Raw genomic sequence first — 14,514 nt, 5'->3', positions numbered from 1 at the left:
AACAATAAAAAAGGATGTGCAAACCATGAAGCTGAAGAAAATAACCGTTTTAATGCTCTGCATGATAATGCTTGCGGTGTTTTCAGCCGGGTGCAGTGGAGAGCAGGAGACATTTCATCTTACCATCCTGCATACCAACGATTGGCACGGTGTATTGTTTGATGTGCCGCAATATGCGACTTTGATTAATGAAATCCGTGCTGAAACGGAAAATGTGTTGCTGTTGGATGGTGGAGATATCTATAGGCGCGGGCCTTTTGAAGCATGGAACGGTGTGGCGGAAATTAGTGTTATGAACGCCATGGGGTACGATGCTCTTGTGTTTGGCAATAATGAATTTCCGCGGGTTGATGATGAATTGCGCTATATTTCGCAGCACACTATTTTGCAGCATGCTGAGTTTCCTGTATTGTTAGGCAATGTGATGTTGGACGGTGCGTTTGTGGAAGGCTTTTTGCCGTACATTATTCTTGATGTGCAGGGCGTGGATGTAGCCATTATTGGTGTGACATCCCCAAAGCCTTGGGATCGAGGCTTTGAGTTTACCAGCCGTTATACCTTTTTGGATCCGGCACAGACTGTTTTGCAAATAGTGGAGGAGACGAACGACAGAGCTGATATCCATATTGTGCTCTCGCACGCGGGCATTGAGCTGGACAGGACCATGCGCTCAGTCAGTGCGATTATTGGCGGAGATAACCATTTAGCGCTCCATGAGCCCGAGATTGTCCGTGATGGCGAGCGCAGAATTCCAATTGTGCAGGCCGGCGGTGAGCAGAATCATTATTTAGGGCAGCTGGATCTTACGTTTGCAAGAGTATATGGAGTTTGGACTTTACAGGATTTTGACGGCAGGTTACTTTCAGTAGAGGGCGTGACACCGGATGCTGAAATCCAGCAAATGATTGACGATTATTGGGCACTGTTATTGCAAGAAGATGCGGCGTGAGTTCATGCAAATAAAAAAGGGACGGAAAATGCCGTCCCTTTGAGTATACTATATTAGTCTCTTGTAAGGGTAACGAAGCCTTCAAAGTCGATGGTGTCGGCATCTTCATCCCAAATGAGTTCCATTTCGGCAAACTCTTCCATGATGAGGTCAAGCTCTTCTTCAATTTCGTCGGCAAACTCTTCCAGTGAAAGTTCCATTTCTTCCATTTGGGCTTCCATCGCGGCGCGCACTGCAGAACGGCTGACTGAAACAGTAATGACGCCGTCATTCAAACGGTATGTACCTGAAACAGTAAAGCCGTACTCTGTGATTTCGATGTTGTTCTGTCCGCTGAATGTAACCGAAATCTCGCCCAAGTCGTCGGAGAATGTGCCGCTGAGGCTTGTGCTGGAGCCACCGCCGCCGCAGGCGGTTAAGAGTAACATCGCGACAAGTGCGACAGCGATAAGAGCCGCACCGATACGTTTTGTTTTCATGGGGTTTCCTCTTTTCATAATTTAATTTAGAACGCTATACCTACTATACACGAGCATTCATCAAATGTCAATGGCTAAAAAGCACTTGAATTCTGACTGTGTTTGCCGTATACTGGGTGTAGCACAATTTGCAGCGCAATGGAGATATTGCGCTCTGCATGGAGGATATATGCTTTACGATTACCATACCCATACAGCTGCTTCGTTTGATGGGCGCGACAGTCTTGACGCCATGGCACAAGCCGCACGAAATGCTGGCGTTGCCGAGCTTGCCATTACCGACCACATTGATTTGTGTGGACAAAAGCCGGAAAGCGACTGTTTGGTTACAGAAAAAGAATTTGAGCGCGTGCGCGCCTTATATCCAGATGTGTCGCTTGTGCGAGGCATGGAGTTGGGACAGGCGCACCATGACCTCAGTGCTGCTGATGCATTGATGCGTGACTATCAGCCGGAATTTACCATCGGCTCACTTCACAACTTGAAACTTGCCCTTGATTTTTATTTTCTCACCTTTAATTGTGCTGAGTCAGCGTATGAGGTGCTGAATTTGTATGTCGATGAGTTGTTTGAACTGGTGGCTTGGGGCAAATTTTCGGTATTGGGACATTTGACATATCCATTGCGGTATATCCCTAAGGAACTCAACATTGACTTTACGCGCTATTATCCGCGGATTGTCGAGTTGTTCAACGTGGTCATCGATAAGGGCTTGGGCATTGAGCTCAACGTAGCCGGCATGGATAGGCCTGAACAAGGCAACCGTACTCATCCCGATTTGCCATTGCTAAAATTGTATCGTGAATGCGGCGGTGAGATTATTACCATCGGCTCCGACGCGCATACAGCCGACCGTGTGGGTGCCAACTTGCAGGCGGGGCAGGCGTTGTTGCGCGAGGTCGGTTTTACACGCCTTAGTCGTTTCACAGATGGGCAGCTGTCATTTGTGGCGTTTTAAAATATATGCAATGGCTATCTGTTCATATTGTGCTAATATTTGTTTGATATACTAATATAAGTTGTGGGACGATCGCAATCGTCCCCTATCATTTGAAAGGACATTTTATAACACATGCTCAAACTGAAACTCGAAAATATCCGCAAAACATACAAAGCTGCTGAAACGGTGACTGCTCTCAATGGCGTGTCAATGGCGTTTCGTGATAGTGAATTTGTATCTATTCTCGGTCCATCGGGCTGCGGCAAGACGACGTTGCTCAATCTTGTTGGCGGGCTGGACCGCTATGACAGCGGCGATTTAATCATCGGTGGAAAATCAACTAAGCAATTCAAAAATGCTGATTGGGATGCCTATCGCAACTGTTCAGTTGGCTTTGTATTTCAAAGCTATAATCTCATCGGCCACCAAACGGTGCTGCAAAATGTTGAAATTGCGCTGACGTTGTCGGGCGTTTCGGCACGGGCGCGTCGCAAGCGCGCCAAACAGGCACTTATTGATGTAGGCCTGGGTGACCAGTTTCGTAAAAAGCCTAACCAACTGTCGGGTGGGCAGATGCAACGCGTTGCCATTGCGCGGGCGTTGATCAATAATCCAGATATCATTTTGGCCGATGAGCCGACGGGGGCACTTGACAGCCAGACCAGCACACAAGTTATGGAGATTTTGAAAGAAATTGCTAAAACACGTTTGGTTATTATGGTGACACACAATGCTGAATTGGCTGATGAGTACAGTACGCGTATTATCCGCTTACTTGACGGTGAGGTGCAATCGGACAGCAACCCTGTTGTTGATGATGAAGTGGCGACAGCGGCGCAACCCGCGAAATTTAAGAAAACCTCAATGTCGTTTGTCATGGCAACGGCGCTGTCGTTTAAGAATTTGATGACTAAGCGTGGACGCACATTGATTACGGCGTTTGCGGGCAGCATCGGCATCATTGGCATTGCACTGGTGTTGGCGTTGTCGGCTGGTATGGGCAATTACATTGATACTATGCAATCCGAGGCGTTAGCCAATTTTCCCCTCGTGATTTCGGAAAACCCGATGGATATGGAAGCTATGATGCAAGGCTTTGAAAACGGACAGGAGGCCTTTACGGAGGATAATATTGTCTATCGTTGGGATCGTATGGAGAATATGCGCACGCACACCAATGTCTTGACACAAGAGTACTTTGATTATGTGGCGGCACTGAGTGAGTTACACCCCGACGCCGTTCACGCTCAGAGTTGGCTGCGGCTTGTCAATATGAATTTGCTGGCGCGCGGTGAAGACACAACGATTATTTTTGACCGCTCACATATACCCATGGGCATGACGTCAATGAGCATCAGTGCTTTTTGGCAAGAAATGCCCGACAATCCGGACTTTGTGCTGTCGCTTTATGAACTGATTGGCGAGGACAGCCGTATGCCGACTGAACCGCATGAGATTTTGCTGGTTGTTGACGAATACAACCGCATTGACCATCGTTTCTTTACACGATTGGGATTCTTTACCGACAGTGACAGCTTGGAGCTGACTGACTTCATTGGTGCAACACCACTGAGTCTTGTCTTTAACGACGACTGGTATGAAGAATTGGATAGCGGTTTTTTCGCGACACCGCAAGCCGGTGAGTTTGATCGCTTGTTTGACGAGGGGCTGCAATTGGAAGTTGTCGGCGTACTGCGGATGCGTGAGGGTGTGAATATGCCATTGGAGATGATTCATCCGGGGCTATTGTATCTGCCGTCACTGACGCAGCTTGTGCTGGACAATGCCGGGCGTATTGCCGAAGCGCAAGCCGATAGCGATTACGTTCTTGTCAATGTAGATATTGGTGGCCCCGGCAGTGAAGTCCAAGCCGGCACGCCTCTTTATCTCGACGCGACAGAAGAGTTGCGCACGCCGTTACTGCAATTTTTAGGGTATAATGCCGACCCTATATTTATGTTGATTTATCCGCGTAACTATGAGGGCAAAGACGTCATCTTAGAATATTTAGATGCGTGGAACGAGGGTCGCGCCGAGGAGGAGCAGATTCTTTACGATGACCCGGGCGCGATGATTGCGGGCATGATCACAGCCATACTTGGCGTTATCAGCGCGGTGTTGATTGCTTTTACCGCCATTTCGCTGTTTGTTTCGACGATTATGATTGCTATAATCATCTATGTGTCGGTGTTGGAACGCACGAAGGAGATTGGCATTTTGCGTGCCGTCGGTGCGCGTAAGAAAGATATTTCACGCGTGTTTAACGCTGAAGCGGCTCTGATTGGGCTGGGCGCGGGTTTGTTAGGGGTTGGCATCGCCTTCTTACTGACCATTCCAATCAACGCCGTTGTGTACAGCATGGTCGAAGTGCCGAGCATTGCAAGTCTGCCGGTTGTGTCGGCAACCGTTTTGGTGCTGGGCAGTATTGGCTTGACGTTATTGGCGGGCTTTATTCCGTCGAAGATGGCGGCTAAGAAAGACCCGGTGGTGGCACTTAGAACCGAATAATTGAGAGAAAGAGAAAGGGACGGCGTGAGCCGTCCCTTTTGGTTTTGGATAGTATTTATTAGGAGCGTTAACAAATCACGCGAAAACAATTTACGAAAATACGAATAAACGCATTGACGAATGTGCGGAGGTATGGTAATATGATATTATGCTAATGCGTAAATCAATATTATCAGGAGGTCACTATGGAGCGCAACTATGGCAAAGAAATCGACAGCATCCGCGAACAGCTTGACGAAATCAAAGGCTTGTTGATGAGAACGTCAAAACAACCAACAAAAGAATGGAAACACGTCGAACCAATGGAAAAAATGCACCCTGATGAGCGACTGTCCATTCTGATGGAGGAACATTGTGAAAAAGTCGATAACGACGGTAATAGCGGCGCAATTACGTATCTAGGTGTGTTTGCGTCGGGCGGCAGGCAATCGAACTGGATAACCAAGCAAGCAAGTACCGACAATTTACTCGCACTCATCGAAAGTAATGTCGCAACAAAGGTGTTGGCGTGCATTGGCAACAACGACAGGTTGAATATGTTATTGGCATTGCTCCGTGCGCCGCGTACCGTTGCACAGCTTGTTGAGCAATGCGGCTATAACACCACCGGACAAGTATACCATCACTTAAAACCGCTGCTTGCCGCCGACCTGGTCGTTGAGGACAGCAACAATCGCGGCAGTTACATCGTGCAGCCGCACCGTGTGCAAGGGATTATAATGTTATTAGCAGGTATTAGCGATATGCTGGACACACGGTATACACAAGGCAATTGGGAGTAAAAATCGTCTCGTAGGGCGTTTTTTCGTTGAACCTAATTACATGCATAGTCTTGGACATTGTATTGCCTATAACGTCACAGCAACCCCATCGCGCAGGCTTGCAGGGACATCAATCACTCGTTGATTTTCGCTGCCGCGCCATGGCAACGTCAGCGTCCGCTCGGCAAGCATAAACCGCCCGTCGATAACTACATCGCACAGCTCTAAAAGCTGCCGCTTGTGTTCATCGGCGTAAAGCTCCTCAAATGTCCAACCGGAAAACGCCCAAATGTTCAAGCCTTTGGCCCGTACGATGCGGCAGAGGTCAACAAGCGGCTCGATTTGCAAGAACGGCTCGCCGCCGGACAGCGTAATGCCGTCCAGCAGCGGGTTGCCGTCGATTTCGGCTAAAATGACTGCGAGGTCAATGTCATAGCCGCCGTCGGGGGTTAGGGCTTCGGGATTGTGGCAGCCTTCGCAGTTGTGTAGGCAGCCTTGCGTGTAAATGGCGTAGCGGAAGCCGGGGCCGTCGGCGATGGTTTCGTTGATGCGGGCATTAATTCGTAAAGTCATACTACACTTCGCTTAAACAGGCCTTTTCATGCTTGATTCGGGCGCGCTCTTCGGCGCGTTTGGCATTGTTGAACCGCTCAATCGAGCCGGCAAGGTAGCCGGTGACGCGGCGGATGCGTTCAAATTCGCCCTGCCCGTCAGCTTCGGTGCGACCACATTGCGGGCACTCGTCGTCGATAATGCCGGAGAAGCCGCAAACGGGATCTTGGTCGACAGGGTGGTTAATTGAACCGTAACCCACGCCCGCATCTTTCATAATGCGGATGACTTTCTCAAACGCCTCGGGGTTGCGCGCCGTGTCGCCGTCAAGTTCAACGTAGGTGATATGCCCTGCGTTGGTCAGTGCGTGGTAGGGGGCTTCGAGTTGAATTTTGTCGTAAATGCCGATGTCAAATTCAACGGGAATGTGGAAGCTATTGGTGTAAAAGTCTTTGTCAGTCACGCCGGTAATTTCGCCATAACGGTTTTTGTCGAGTTTGACAAACCGGCCGCATAAGCCCTCTGCAGGCGTGGCGAGCAACGTGAAGTTCATGCCGCGCTTTTTGCTCTCGGCATCCAGTCGCGCACGGATATGGCCGATGATTTCCAAACCTAAATTTTGGGCGATTTCAGATTCGCCGTGATGTGAACCGGTCAATGCCACCAGTGTTTCGGCTAATCCGATAAAGCCCATTGATAGCGTACCGTGTTTTAGCACTTCGCCAATCGTGTCGTTGGGGCCCAGCTTTTCGGAGTCAAGCCATACACCTTGCCCCATCAGGAATGGGAAGTTGTACACGCGTTTTTTGGCTTGCACCTCGTACCGCTCATACATCTGCTCGATAAGCATGTCAATTTTGCGGTCGAGTTCCTCGAAAAATTGCGTGACATTGCGATTGGCTTTAATGGCCATACGTGGTAGATTGAGGCTCGAGAAAGATAGGTTGCCGCGCCCGCCGCTGATTTCTTTGGTGGGGTCGTAAGCGTTTGACAATACGCGTGTGCGGCAGCCCATATATGATACGTGGGTATTTGGGTCATCGGGCTTGTAGAATTTTAGATTAAATGGTGCGTCGACAAAAGCGAAGTTGGGGAATAACCGCTTGGCGCTGACGCGACAGGCCAATTGGAACAAATCGTAGCTCGGGTCGCCGGGATTGTAGTTGATGCTTTCCTTGACACGGAAGACATGGATGGGAAAAATCGGCGTTTCGCCGCGCCCAAGGCCTGCTTCGGTCGCCAACAGCACATTGCGGATAACCATGCGGCCTTCGGGGCTGGTGTCCATGCCGTAGTTAATGGAGGAGAACGGCGTTTGTGCACCGGCGCGGCTGTGCATGGTATTGAGATTGTGCACCAGTGCTTGCATGGCCTGGTATGTGGCGCGTTCGGTTTCTTTCTCACCTTGCTTGCGGGCGAAAGTTTGCATCTTGACAACAAGTTTCTCGTCGTCAACATGTGAGAGCAACAAGGCTGCTTCATGGTCAGCATAGCCGTTGTCGTTGGCAATCACCGGTTTGAGGTTGGCTGATTCAAGTATTCGCGCCTGCGTTGCCTTAGCGATCTCACGTGCATTTTCAATGCCGCCAAGTAATTCAAGCGCATTGCTCATCGCGTCGGCATACATATTGGCATACGTTTTGGCGACACCCAAAGCAAGGCCGTAGTCGAAATTCATAACACTCTGTCCACCGTGCTGGTCATTTTGGTTTGCTTGGATAGCGATACAAGCCAGCGCGGCGTAAGAGGAGATATGGTTCGGCTCGCGCAGCGTACCGTGCCCGGTTGAGAAGCCGTTGCTGAACAATTTGATGATATCGATTTGACAGCATGTCGTCGTCAAACCGTAGAAGTCGAGGTCGTGGATGTGAATGTCACCTTCTTTGTGCGCCGCCGAATGTTCGGGGTTGAGCATGAACATATCATAGAATTGCTTAGCGCCCTCAGTACCGTATTTAAGCATAGTACCCATGGCGGTATCACCATCAATGTTGGCGTTTTCGCGCTTGACGTCACTTGTTGCCGCGTCGCTGAATGAAATGTCCTCATAAATTTTCATCAATGAGGTGTTCATTTCGCGTTGACGGCTGCGTTGAGCGCGGTATAATATGTATGCCTTGGCGGTCTGCACATGCCCGTTGTCCATCAAAACTTGTTCAACGATGTCTTGTATGCCTTCGACATCAGGTGTTGTGTGGGGGTTGGCGAGCAGGACATCGTAAACTTGCAACGACAATTTGTGGGCGACATCGGAACGTTCCGAGCCGCAAGTGGCGAAAAAAGCTTTTTCCATTGCGCGCGCGACTTTCTGGCAGTCGAATCCAACAACCCGCCCATCCCTTTTCTTAATGGCATCAACGGCCAAAACTCTCTCTGTCATGTGTAACACTCCTTTTTAAATAGAAACAGTAAACCTTGCGCCAAATCGTCGGATAACATAAAGCGCAATATGTTGTGGTGGCGTCGCAGCGCAATCGTATATGTAGTGTATCGCAAAGAATATAATTTGTCAACAGCTCAAACGCATTTTTTTGAAAAATTTTATAGAAGTTTTTTGTGTAAAGTGAGAGGCGGGCTATTGACAATAGGTTGATTTTGGTGTATAGTAACTGTCTGCGTGCAATAAAACGCGAACAAGCATTGAAGGAAGGAGGAAGATTATGCCAACATTTAACCAATTGGTGCGCAAGGGGCGCGAGAAGGTGACATACAAGTCGACCGCACCGGCCATGCAAGTGGGTCTTAACACACTGAAAAATCGCGCGACTGACCATTCGTCGCCGCAAAAGCGCGGTGTCTGTACTGTTGTGCGTACGCAAACGCCTAAGAAGCCGAATTCGGCTCTGCGTAAAGTGGCGCGTGTGCGTTTGAGCAATGGTATTGAGGTCACAGCCTATATTCCAGGCGTGGGTCACACGCTGCAGGAACATAGCGTGGTGATGATTCGCGGCGGTCGTGTCAAAGATTTGCCGGGTTGCCGTTACCATATCATTCGCGGCACACTCGACACAGTCGGTGTCGCAAATCGCAAGCAGTCGCGCTCGAAGTATGGTGCTAAGAAGCCCAAAGCGAAGTAGAAACGCTGAATAGGCGGTCGACAAAATTTGGCGTGTCTGTAAACTTTCATGTAGTTGGAAACTGTCGGCTTTCGTCGCAAACGAAACGCCAGAAACAAGCTAACGGAGTCGGAAGTTGAAAGACTGAAATTTCGATGAGTAGTCGCCGTATATGAGACGTGATACAATCGCGAAATAAACGAAATTAGACGCAAGGTTTATGCCTTGTTTTAGATATTATGTAGGGACGCGCTGTTTGCGTTCGTGGGTGAACGCAGTTTGCCTCTACGAAATGTCGGGCAAGGCACAACGGGGCGATTTTATCGTTCCGAGTACCGAGGAGCTCTAAAATTTTAGAAGGAGGGAAGCAACGTGCCCAGAAGAGGTTTTATCCCCAAGAGGGATGTGTTGCCCGATCCGGTCTACAACTCAAAGTTGGTGACCAAGCTAATCAATTCCATCATGCTTGATGGCAAAAAAGGTGTGGCGCAAAAAGCCGTGTATGGTGCCTTTGACATCGTGCGCGAAAAGAGCGGTAAAGAGCCGTTGGAAGCGTTTACCGAGGCATTGGAGAACATCATGCCGGCATTGGAGGTCAAAGCGCGCCGTGTTGGCGGCTCGACGTATCAAGTCCCGGTGGAAGTGCGTCCCGAGCGCCGTACAACATTAGGTCTGCGCTGGTTGACCGATTGTGCCCGCAAGCGCAGTGAACGTACTATTCGCGAAAAATTGGCGGCTGAGTTGCTCGACGCACTAAACGAAACCGGTAGTGCCGTTAAGAAACGCGAAGATATGCACAAAATGGCGGAGGCAAATAAAGCATTCGCGCATTACCGCTGGTAAGGAGAACAAGAAATGTCAAGACAGACATCCCTGGAAAAAACCCGCAATATCGGCATTATGGCGCATATTGACGCGGGAAAAACCACGACAACGGAACGCATTTTGTTCTACACTGGCAAGAACTACAAACTTGGCGAAACCCATGAGGGCAATGCCACCATGGACTGGATGGAACAAGAGCAAGAGCGCGGCATTACCATTACCAGCGCGGCGACCACCTGCGAATGGAAAGATCACCGCATCAATGTCATTGATACACCGGGTCACGTTGATTTCACCGTTGAAGTTGAGCGTAGCTTGCGCGTATTGGATGGCTCGGTGACGGTATTGTGTGCCAAAGGCGGTGTTGAACCACAATCGGAAACGGTGTGGCGTCAGGCGGATAACTATAATGTACCGCGTATGGCGTATATCAACAAAATGGATATTACGGGAGCCGATTTCCACAACGTGGTTGAAATGATGATTGACCGCCTGAAATGTAATGCGATACCCATTCAGTTGCCTATTGGCAGCGAGGGCGACTTCAAAGGCATTATCGACCTTATCGGCATGAAAGCACATGTCTATTATGACGATTTGGGCAAAGATATTCGTATTGAGGAAATCCCTGCTGATTTGCAAGACACAGCAGAGGAATACCGCGGAAAAATGTTGGAAGCCGTGGCCGACTTTGACGATGAAATTATGGAGAAGTATCTCGAAGGTGAAGTTATCGACGAGCAGAAAATCCGTGATGCCATTCGCAAAGCCACCATCGCCGTTAAAATGATCCCCGTGTTATGCGGCACATCGTATAAAAATAAAGGTGTGCAGCTTTTGCTTGACGCTATTATTGAGTATATGCCCGCACCGACTGATGTTGAGGATATCAAAGGTGTGAATCCTGATGACCCTGAACAGGAAGACAGCCGTCCAAGCAGCGACGACGCGCCGTTCAGTGCGCTGGCGTTTAAGATTATGACCGACCCCTATGTCGGTAAATTATGCTTCTTCCGTGTCTATTCGGGCACGTTGGCACAGGGTTCGGCGGTGTATAATTCATCGAAAGACAATCGCGAGCGTATCGGCCGTATTTTGCAAATGCACGCAAATGATCGTAGTGATATCGACGTGGTTTATGCCGGTGACATCGCAGCGGCCGTTGGCCTTAAAAATACCACGACAGGCGACACGCTGTGCGATGAAAAGAAACCGATTATCCTCGAATCAATGACATTCCCTGAGCCTGTTATCCGCGTAGCCATTGAGCCACGTACCAAGGCAGGTCAGGAAAAAATGGGCATTGCATTGTCGAAATTGGCGGAAGAAGATCCGACTTTCCGTGCGTATACCGACGAGGAAACGGGTCAAACCATCATCGCCGGTATGGGCGAACTTCACCTTGAAATCATTGTTGACAGACTGTTGCGTGAATTTAAGGTCGAAGCCAATGTTGGTAAACCGCAAGTTGCGTACAAAGAAACCATTCGCCGTGCGTCAAGTTCGGATATGAAGTATGCGCGCCAGTCGGGTGGTAAAGGCCAATTTGGTCATGTTAAAATTGACATTGAGCCGAATGAATCGGGCAAAGGCTACGAGTTTGTCAACAAAATCGTTGGCGGTGCCATTCCCAAGGAGTATATTGGTGCTGTTGATGCCGGTATTCAGGGTGCGATGCTGTCGGGCGGCCTGGCGGGCTACAACGTGGTTGATGTTAAAGTCACACTGCATGATGGCTCGTATCATGAAGTTGACAGTAGTGAGATGGCATTCAAAATCGCCGGTTCGATGGCGTTCAAAGACGCCGCGAAAAAAGCCGACCCGGTGCTGTTGGAACCCATTATGAAAGTCAGCGTTACCATTCCTGATGATTATACCGGTGCCATTGTCGGCGATTTGACGGCGCGGCGCGGTATGGTGCGGTCGATGGACGCACGCTCCGGCGGTACGATTATCAACGCCGATGTGCCGTTGAGCGAAATGTTTGGTTACGCGACGTCGATGCGGTCCAACACGCAAGGGCGCGGACAGTATACTATGGAGCCCAGTCATTATGCTGAGCTACCTAAGAGTGTGACGGAGAAACTGATCGCAGGGAAAGAGTAGAGCTGCCGTATACAAGGCGGGGCAAATTTCCCCCTTGACAAAAATTCCCTCATCGTATACAATAATTTATAAATCACAAAAGGACATGAAAACTAAGGAGGATTCACCCCATGGCTAAGCAAAAGTTCGAACGTAATAAACCACACGTTAACATCGGCACCATCGGTCACGTTGACCATGGTAAAACCACCACCACAGCGGCAATCACAAAAGTGCTGTCGTTTGGCGGTCAAGCCGAATTCCGCGCGTATGATGCAATTGACAAAACACCAGAAGAAAAAGCTCGTGGTATTACCATCAGTACTGCTCATGTTGAGTATGAGACGGCAAACCGCCACTATGCTCACGTTGACTGCCCCGGCCACGCCGACTACGTTAAAAACATGATCACCGGTGCGGCGCAAATGGACGGCGCAATTTTGGTTGTCAGCGCGGCTGACGGTCCGATGCCTCAAACGCGTGAGCATATCGTGCTTGCTCGTCAGGTTGGCGTGCCGCACATCGTTGTTTTCTTGAACAAAGCTGATCAAGTTGACGATGAAGAAATGTTGGAGCTGGTTGAGATGGAAATTCGTGACCTGCTCAACAAGTATGATTTCCCTGGTGACGATACGCCAATTATCCGCGGTTCGGCTAAAATTGCGTTGGAATCGCCTTCGACAGACCAAAACGCACCCGAGTACAAGTGCATTATGGACTTGATGGCAGCTGTTGATGAATTCATCCCGACGCCGGAACGTTTGGTTGATTTGCCGTTCTTGATGCCCGTAGAAGATGTTTTCACCATCACCGGGCGTGGCACGGTTGCGACCGGCCGTGTTGAGCGTGGCCGCTTGACAAAAGGTTCGGAAGTTGAAATTGTCGGCATCCGCGACACGCAAAAAACCGTTGTTACGGGTGTTGAAATGTTCCGTAAAGAGATGGATGAAACTGAGTCGGGTGACAATGCCGGACTGTTGTTGCGCGGTATTGCCAAAACTGACATCGAGCGCGGTCAAGTGCTTGCTGCGCCCGGTTCAATTAAGCCGTACACCAAGTTCAAAGGCGAAGTATACGTCCTGTCGAAAGAAGAAGGCGGTCGACACAGCCCGTTCTTCGGTAACTATCGTCCGCAGTTCTATTTCCGTACAACCGATGTTACCGGCGTTATCGAATTGCCTGCCGGTGTTGAGATGTGTATGCCGGGTGACAATGTTACCATCGGTGTTGAACTGATTACGCCGATTGCTATCGAAAAAGGTCTACGTTTTGCTATCCGTGAAGGTGGTCGTACCGTTGGTTCGGGCGTTGTTTCCGAAATCGAGGGCTAAGAACTTAAAATTCAACAAACGCCTCCTATGATTAGGGGGCGTTTTGCAAGGAAGTATTCTATGATTACTTGGTTACAAGAGACATGGCTAATGAGCTCAACAGCGGGACAAATGCTCCTCGTATTTATTGTTTCGTTGACGCCAATGGTGGGAGTGCGTGCCAGCATTCCGTTTGGTGCACTTGTGTTGGGGTTGCCTTGGTATATTGTTTTTCCTGTCGCTGTTGTGGGAGATTTCTTCCCCGTGTTCTTTATTATCGTATTCATCAAACGCATTTTTGCATGGTTAAAGAAATGGGGTCGATTTGGTGCTTGGGTAGAACGAACTGAGGAAAAGGCATTAAAGAAGTCGGAAAAAGTATTGAAATATAAGCGGCAGGGATTATTTTTCTTTGGTGCATTGCCGTTGCCGGGCACAGGGTCGTGGATGGGGTCACTGGTCGCAGCATTGCTCAATATGTCATTAAAAGAAGCTATGCCGCCTATTTTTGGCGGGGTAATAGTTTGTGCCGCGATTTTAACGGTGATTAGTTATAGTGGCGCGGCGGCGTTCCAGTGGTTGTTGGGGTAGAGTTGCGTTGAATAGGCAGCGAACGCGTTCAAACCTTTTGTGGTTGATCGTATAAGCCATACACGTTGAAAGGCGTGATTCCATACTATCTGCTCGGGGCATAAGCGCTTCGTTTGGCATACAATGCCTTAGGAGGCGATTTGTATGCGTTTAGTCTACGAAGGATTGTTTACGTTGCTGGCGGCTTACGGCCTTGTTGCGCTGGTTTGGCTGCTCATAGGCATGGTTGCGCGGCACAATGCGCGGCTCATTTATGCTGTTGTCAATGCCGACATGCTTGACGAGCAAAGCTTGCGGCAGACATTGGCATCTATTGCATGGATTCAACAATGGGGCATTGTTGAATTGCATCCTGTTATCGCGACAAATAAATATGACAGTTTGTTGTCGAAGTTGGCGCTGCAATACGACAGCCAGCTATGGGTCATGCAAAATATGTCCACTGAATAAAGGTAAGA

At 49.3% G+C, this 14,514-nt stretch carries 13 protein-coding genes; 10 read left to right on the top strand and 3 right to left on the bottom strand.

Features of this window, described 5'->3' with window-relative positions; genetic code table 11:
• The first annotated feature begins 25 nt into the window (after positions 1 to 25).
• Positions 26 to 949 (top strand): metallophosphatase, encoded by a 924-nt coding sequence (locus tag FWE06_03875; GenBank protein ID MCL2546319.1) that lies wholly within the window; start codon positions 26 to 28, stop codon positions 947 to 949.
• A gap of 53 nt (positions 950 to 1,002) precedes the next feature.
• Here the strand turns inward: FWE06_03875 and FWE06_03870 are convergent, their stop codons facing one another.
• Positions 1,003 to 1,428 (bottom strand): hypothetical protein, encoded by a 426-nt coding sequence (locus tag FWE06_03870; GenBank protein ID MCL2546318.1) that lies wholly within the window; start codon positions 1,426 to 1,428, stop codon positions 1,003 to 1,005.
• Positions 1,429 to 1,597: 169 nt separating this feature from the next.
• On the opposite strand from FWE06_03870, the gene FWE06_03865 reads away from it, so the two are divergent.
• The 3 genes from FWE06_03865 to FWE06_03855 all read left to right on the top strand — a co-directional run bounded on the left by FWE06_03865 (position 1,598) and on the right by FWE06_03855 (position 5,658).
• Entirely contained in the window at positions 1,598 to 2,386 is a 789-nt protein-coding gene (locus tag FWE06_03865) for a histidinol-phosphatase HisJ family protein (protein ID MCL2546317.1), read from the top strand.
• Between the two features lie 114 nt (positions 2,387 to 2,500).
• A complete protein-coding gene (locus FWE06_03860) occupies positions 2,501 to 4,876 on the top strand; it encodes an ABC transporter ATP-binding protein/permease (GenBank protein ID MCL2546316.1) in 2,376 nt (791 codons plus the stop codon).
• Positions 4,877 to 5,061: 185 nt separating this feature from the next.
• Positions 5,062 to 5,658 carry a helix-turn-helix domain-containing protein gene (locus tag FWE06_03855; protein MCL2546315.1) on the top strand — a complete coding sequence of 199 codons (597 nt, stop codon included), beginning with the start codon at positions 5,062 to 5,064 and terminating at the stop codon, positions 5,656 to 5,658.
• Positions 5,659 to 5,724: 66 nt separating this feature from the next.
• On the opposite strand, the gene nrdG is transcribed toward FWE06_03855, so the two are convergent.
• Positions 5,725 to 6,210, bottom strand: coding sequence for an anaerobic ribonucleoside-triphosphate reductase activating protein (nrdG, locus tag FWE06_03850; GenBank protein MCL2546314.1), 486 nt, complete (start codon positions 6,208 to 6,210; stop codon positions 5,725 to 5,727).
• A gap of 1 nt (position 6,211) precedes the next feature.
• Entirely contained in the window at positions 6,212 to 8,569 is a 2,358-nt protein-coding gene (locus FWE06_03845; protein ID MCL2546313.1) for an anaerobic ribonucleoside triphosphate reductase, read from the bottom strand.
• Between the two features lie 280 nt (positions 8,570 to 8,849).
• On the opposite strand from FWE06_03845, the gene rpsL reads away from it, so the two are divergent.
• From rpsL to FWE06_03815, 6 genes are all read left to right on the top strand, one after another.
• Positions 8,850 to 9,266, top strand: coding sequence for a 30S ribosomal protein S12 (gene rpsL / locus FWE06_03840; GenBank protein ID MCL2546312.1), 417 nt, complete (start codon positions 8,850 to 8,852; stop codon positions 9,264 to 9,266).
• A 351-nt stretch (positions 9,267 to 9,617) separates the two neighbouring features.
• Positions 9,618 to 10,088 (top strand): 30S ribosomal protein S7, encoded by a 471-nt coding sequence (gene rpsG / locus FWE06_03835; protein ID MCL2546311.1) that lies wholly within the window; start codon positions 9,618 to 9,620, stop codon positions 10,086 to 10,088.
• Between the two features lie 12 nt (positions 10,089 to 10,100).
• Positions 10,101 to 12,176, top strand: a complete 2,076-nt coding sequence (fusA, locus tag FWE06_03830) for an elongation factor G (protein ID MCL2546310.1) — start codon at positions 10,101 to 10,103, stop codon at positions 12,174 to 12,176.
• Positions 12,177 to 12,286: 110 nt separating this feature from the next.
• Positions 12,287 to 13,486 carry an elongation factor Tu gene (gene tuf / locus FWE06_03825; GenBank protein ID MCL2546309.1) on the top strand — a complete coding sequence of 400 codons (1,200 nt, stop codon included), beginning with the start codon at positions 12,287 to 12,289 and terminating at the stop codon, positions 13,484 to 13,486.
• Between the two features lie 60 nt (positions 13,487 to 13,546).
• Complete coding sequence (locus FWE06_03820; protein ID MCL2546308.1) at positions 13,547 to 14,056, top strand: small multi-drug export protein; 510 nt, start codon at positions 13,547 to 13,549, stop codon at positions 14,054 to 14,056.
• 144 nt (positions 14,057 to 14,200) lie between these two features.
• Positions 14,201 to 14,506, top strand: coding sequence for a hypothetical protein (locus tag FWE06_03815; GenBank protein ID MCL2546307.1), 306 nt, complete (start codon positions 14,201 to 14,203; stop codon positions 14,504 to 14,506).
• Positions 14,507 to 14,514: the final 8 nt, after the last annotated feature.

The sequence above is a fragment of the Oscillospiraceae bacterium genome, assembly GCA_009780275.1.
Classification (GTDB): domain Bacteria; phylum Bacillota; class Clostridia; order Oscillospirales; family UBA929; genus WRAI01.
This window is presented reverse-complemented; position numbering and strand designations above follow the sequence as displayed.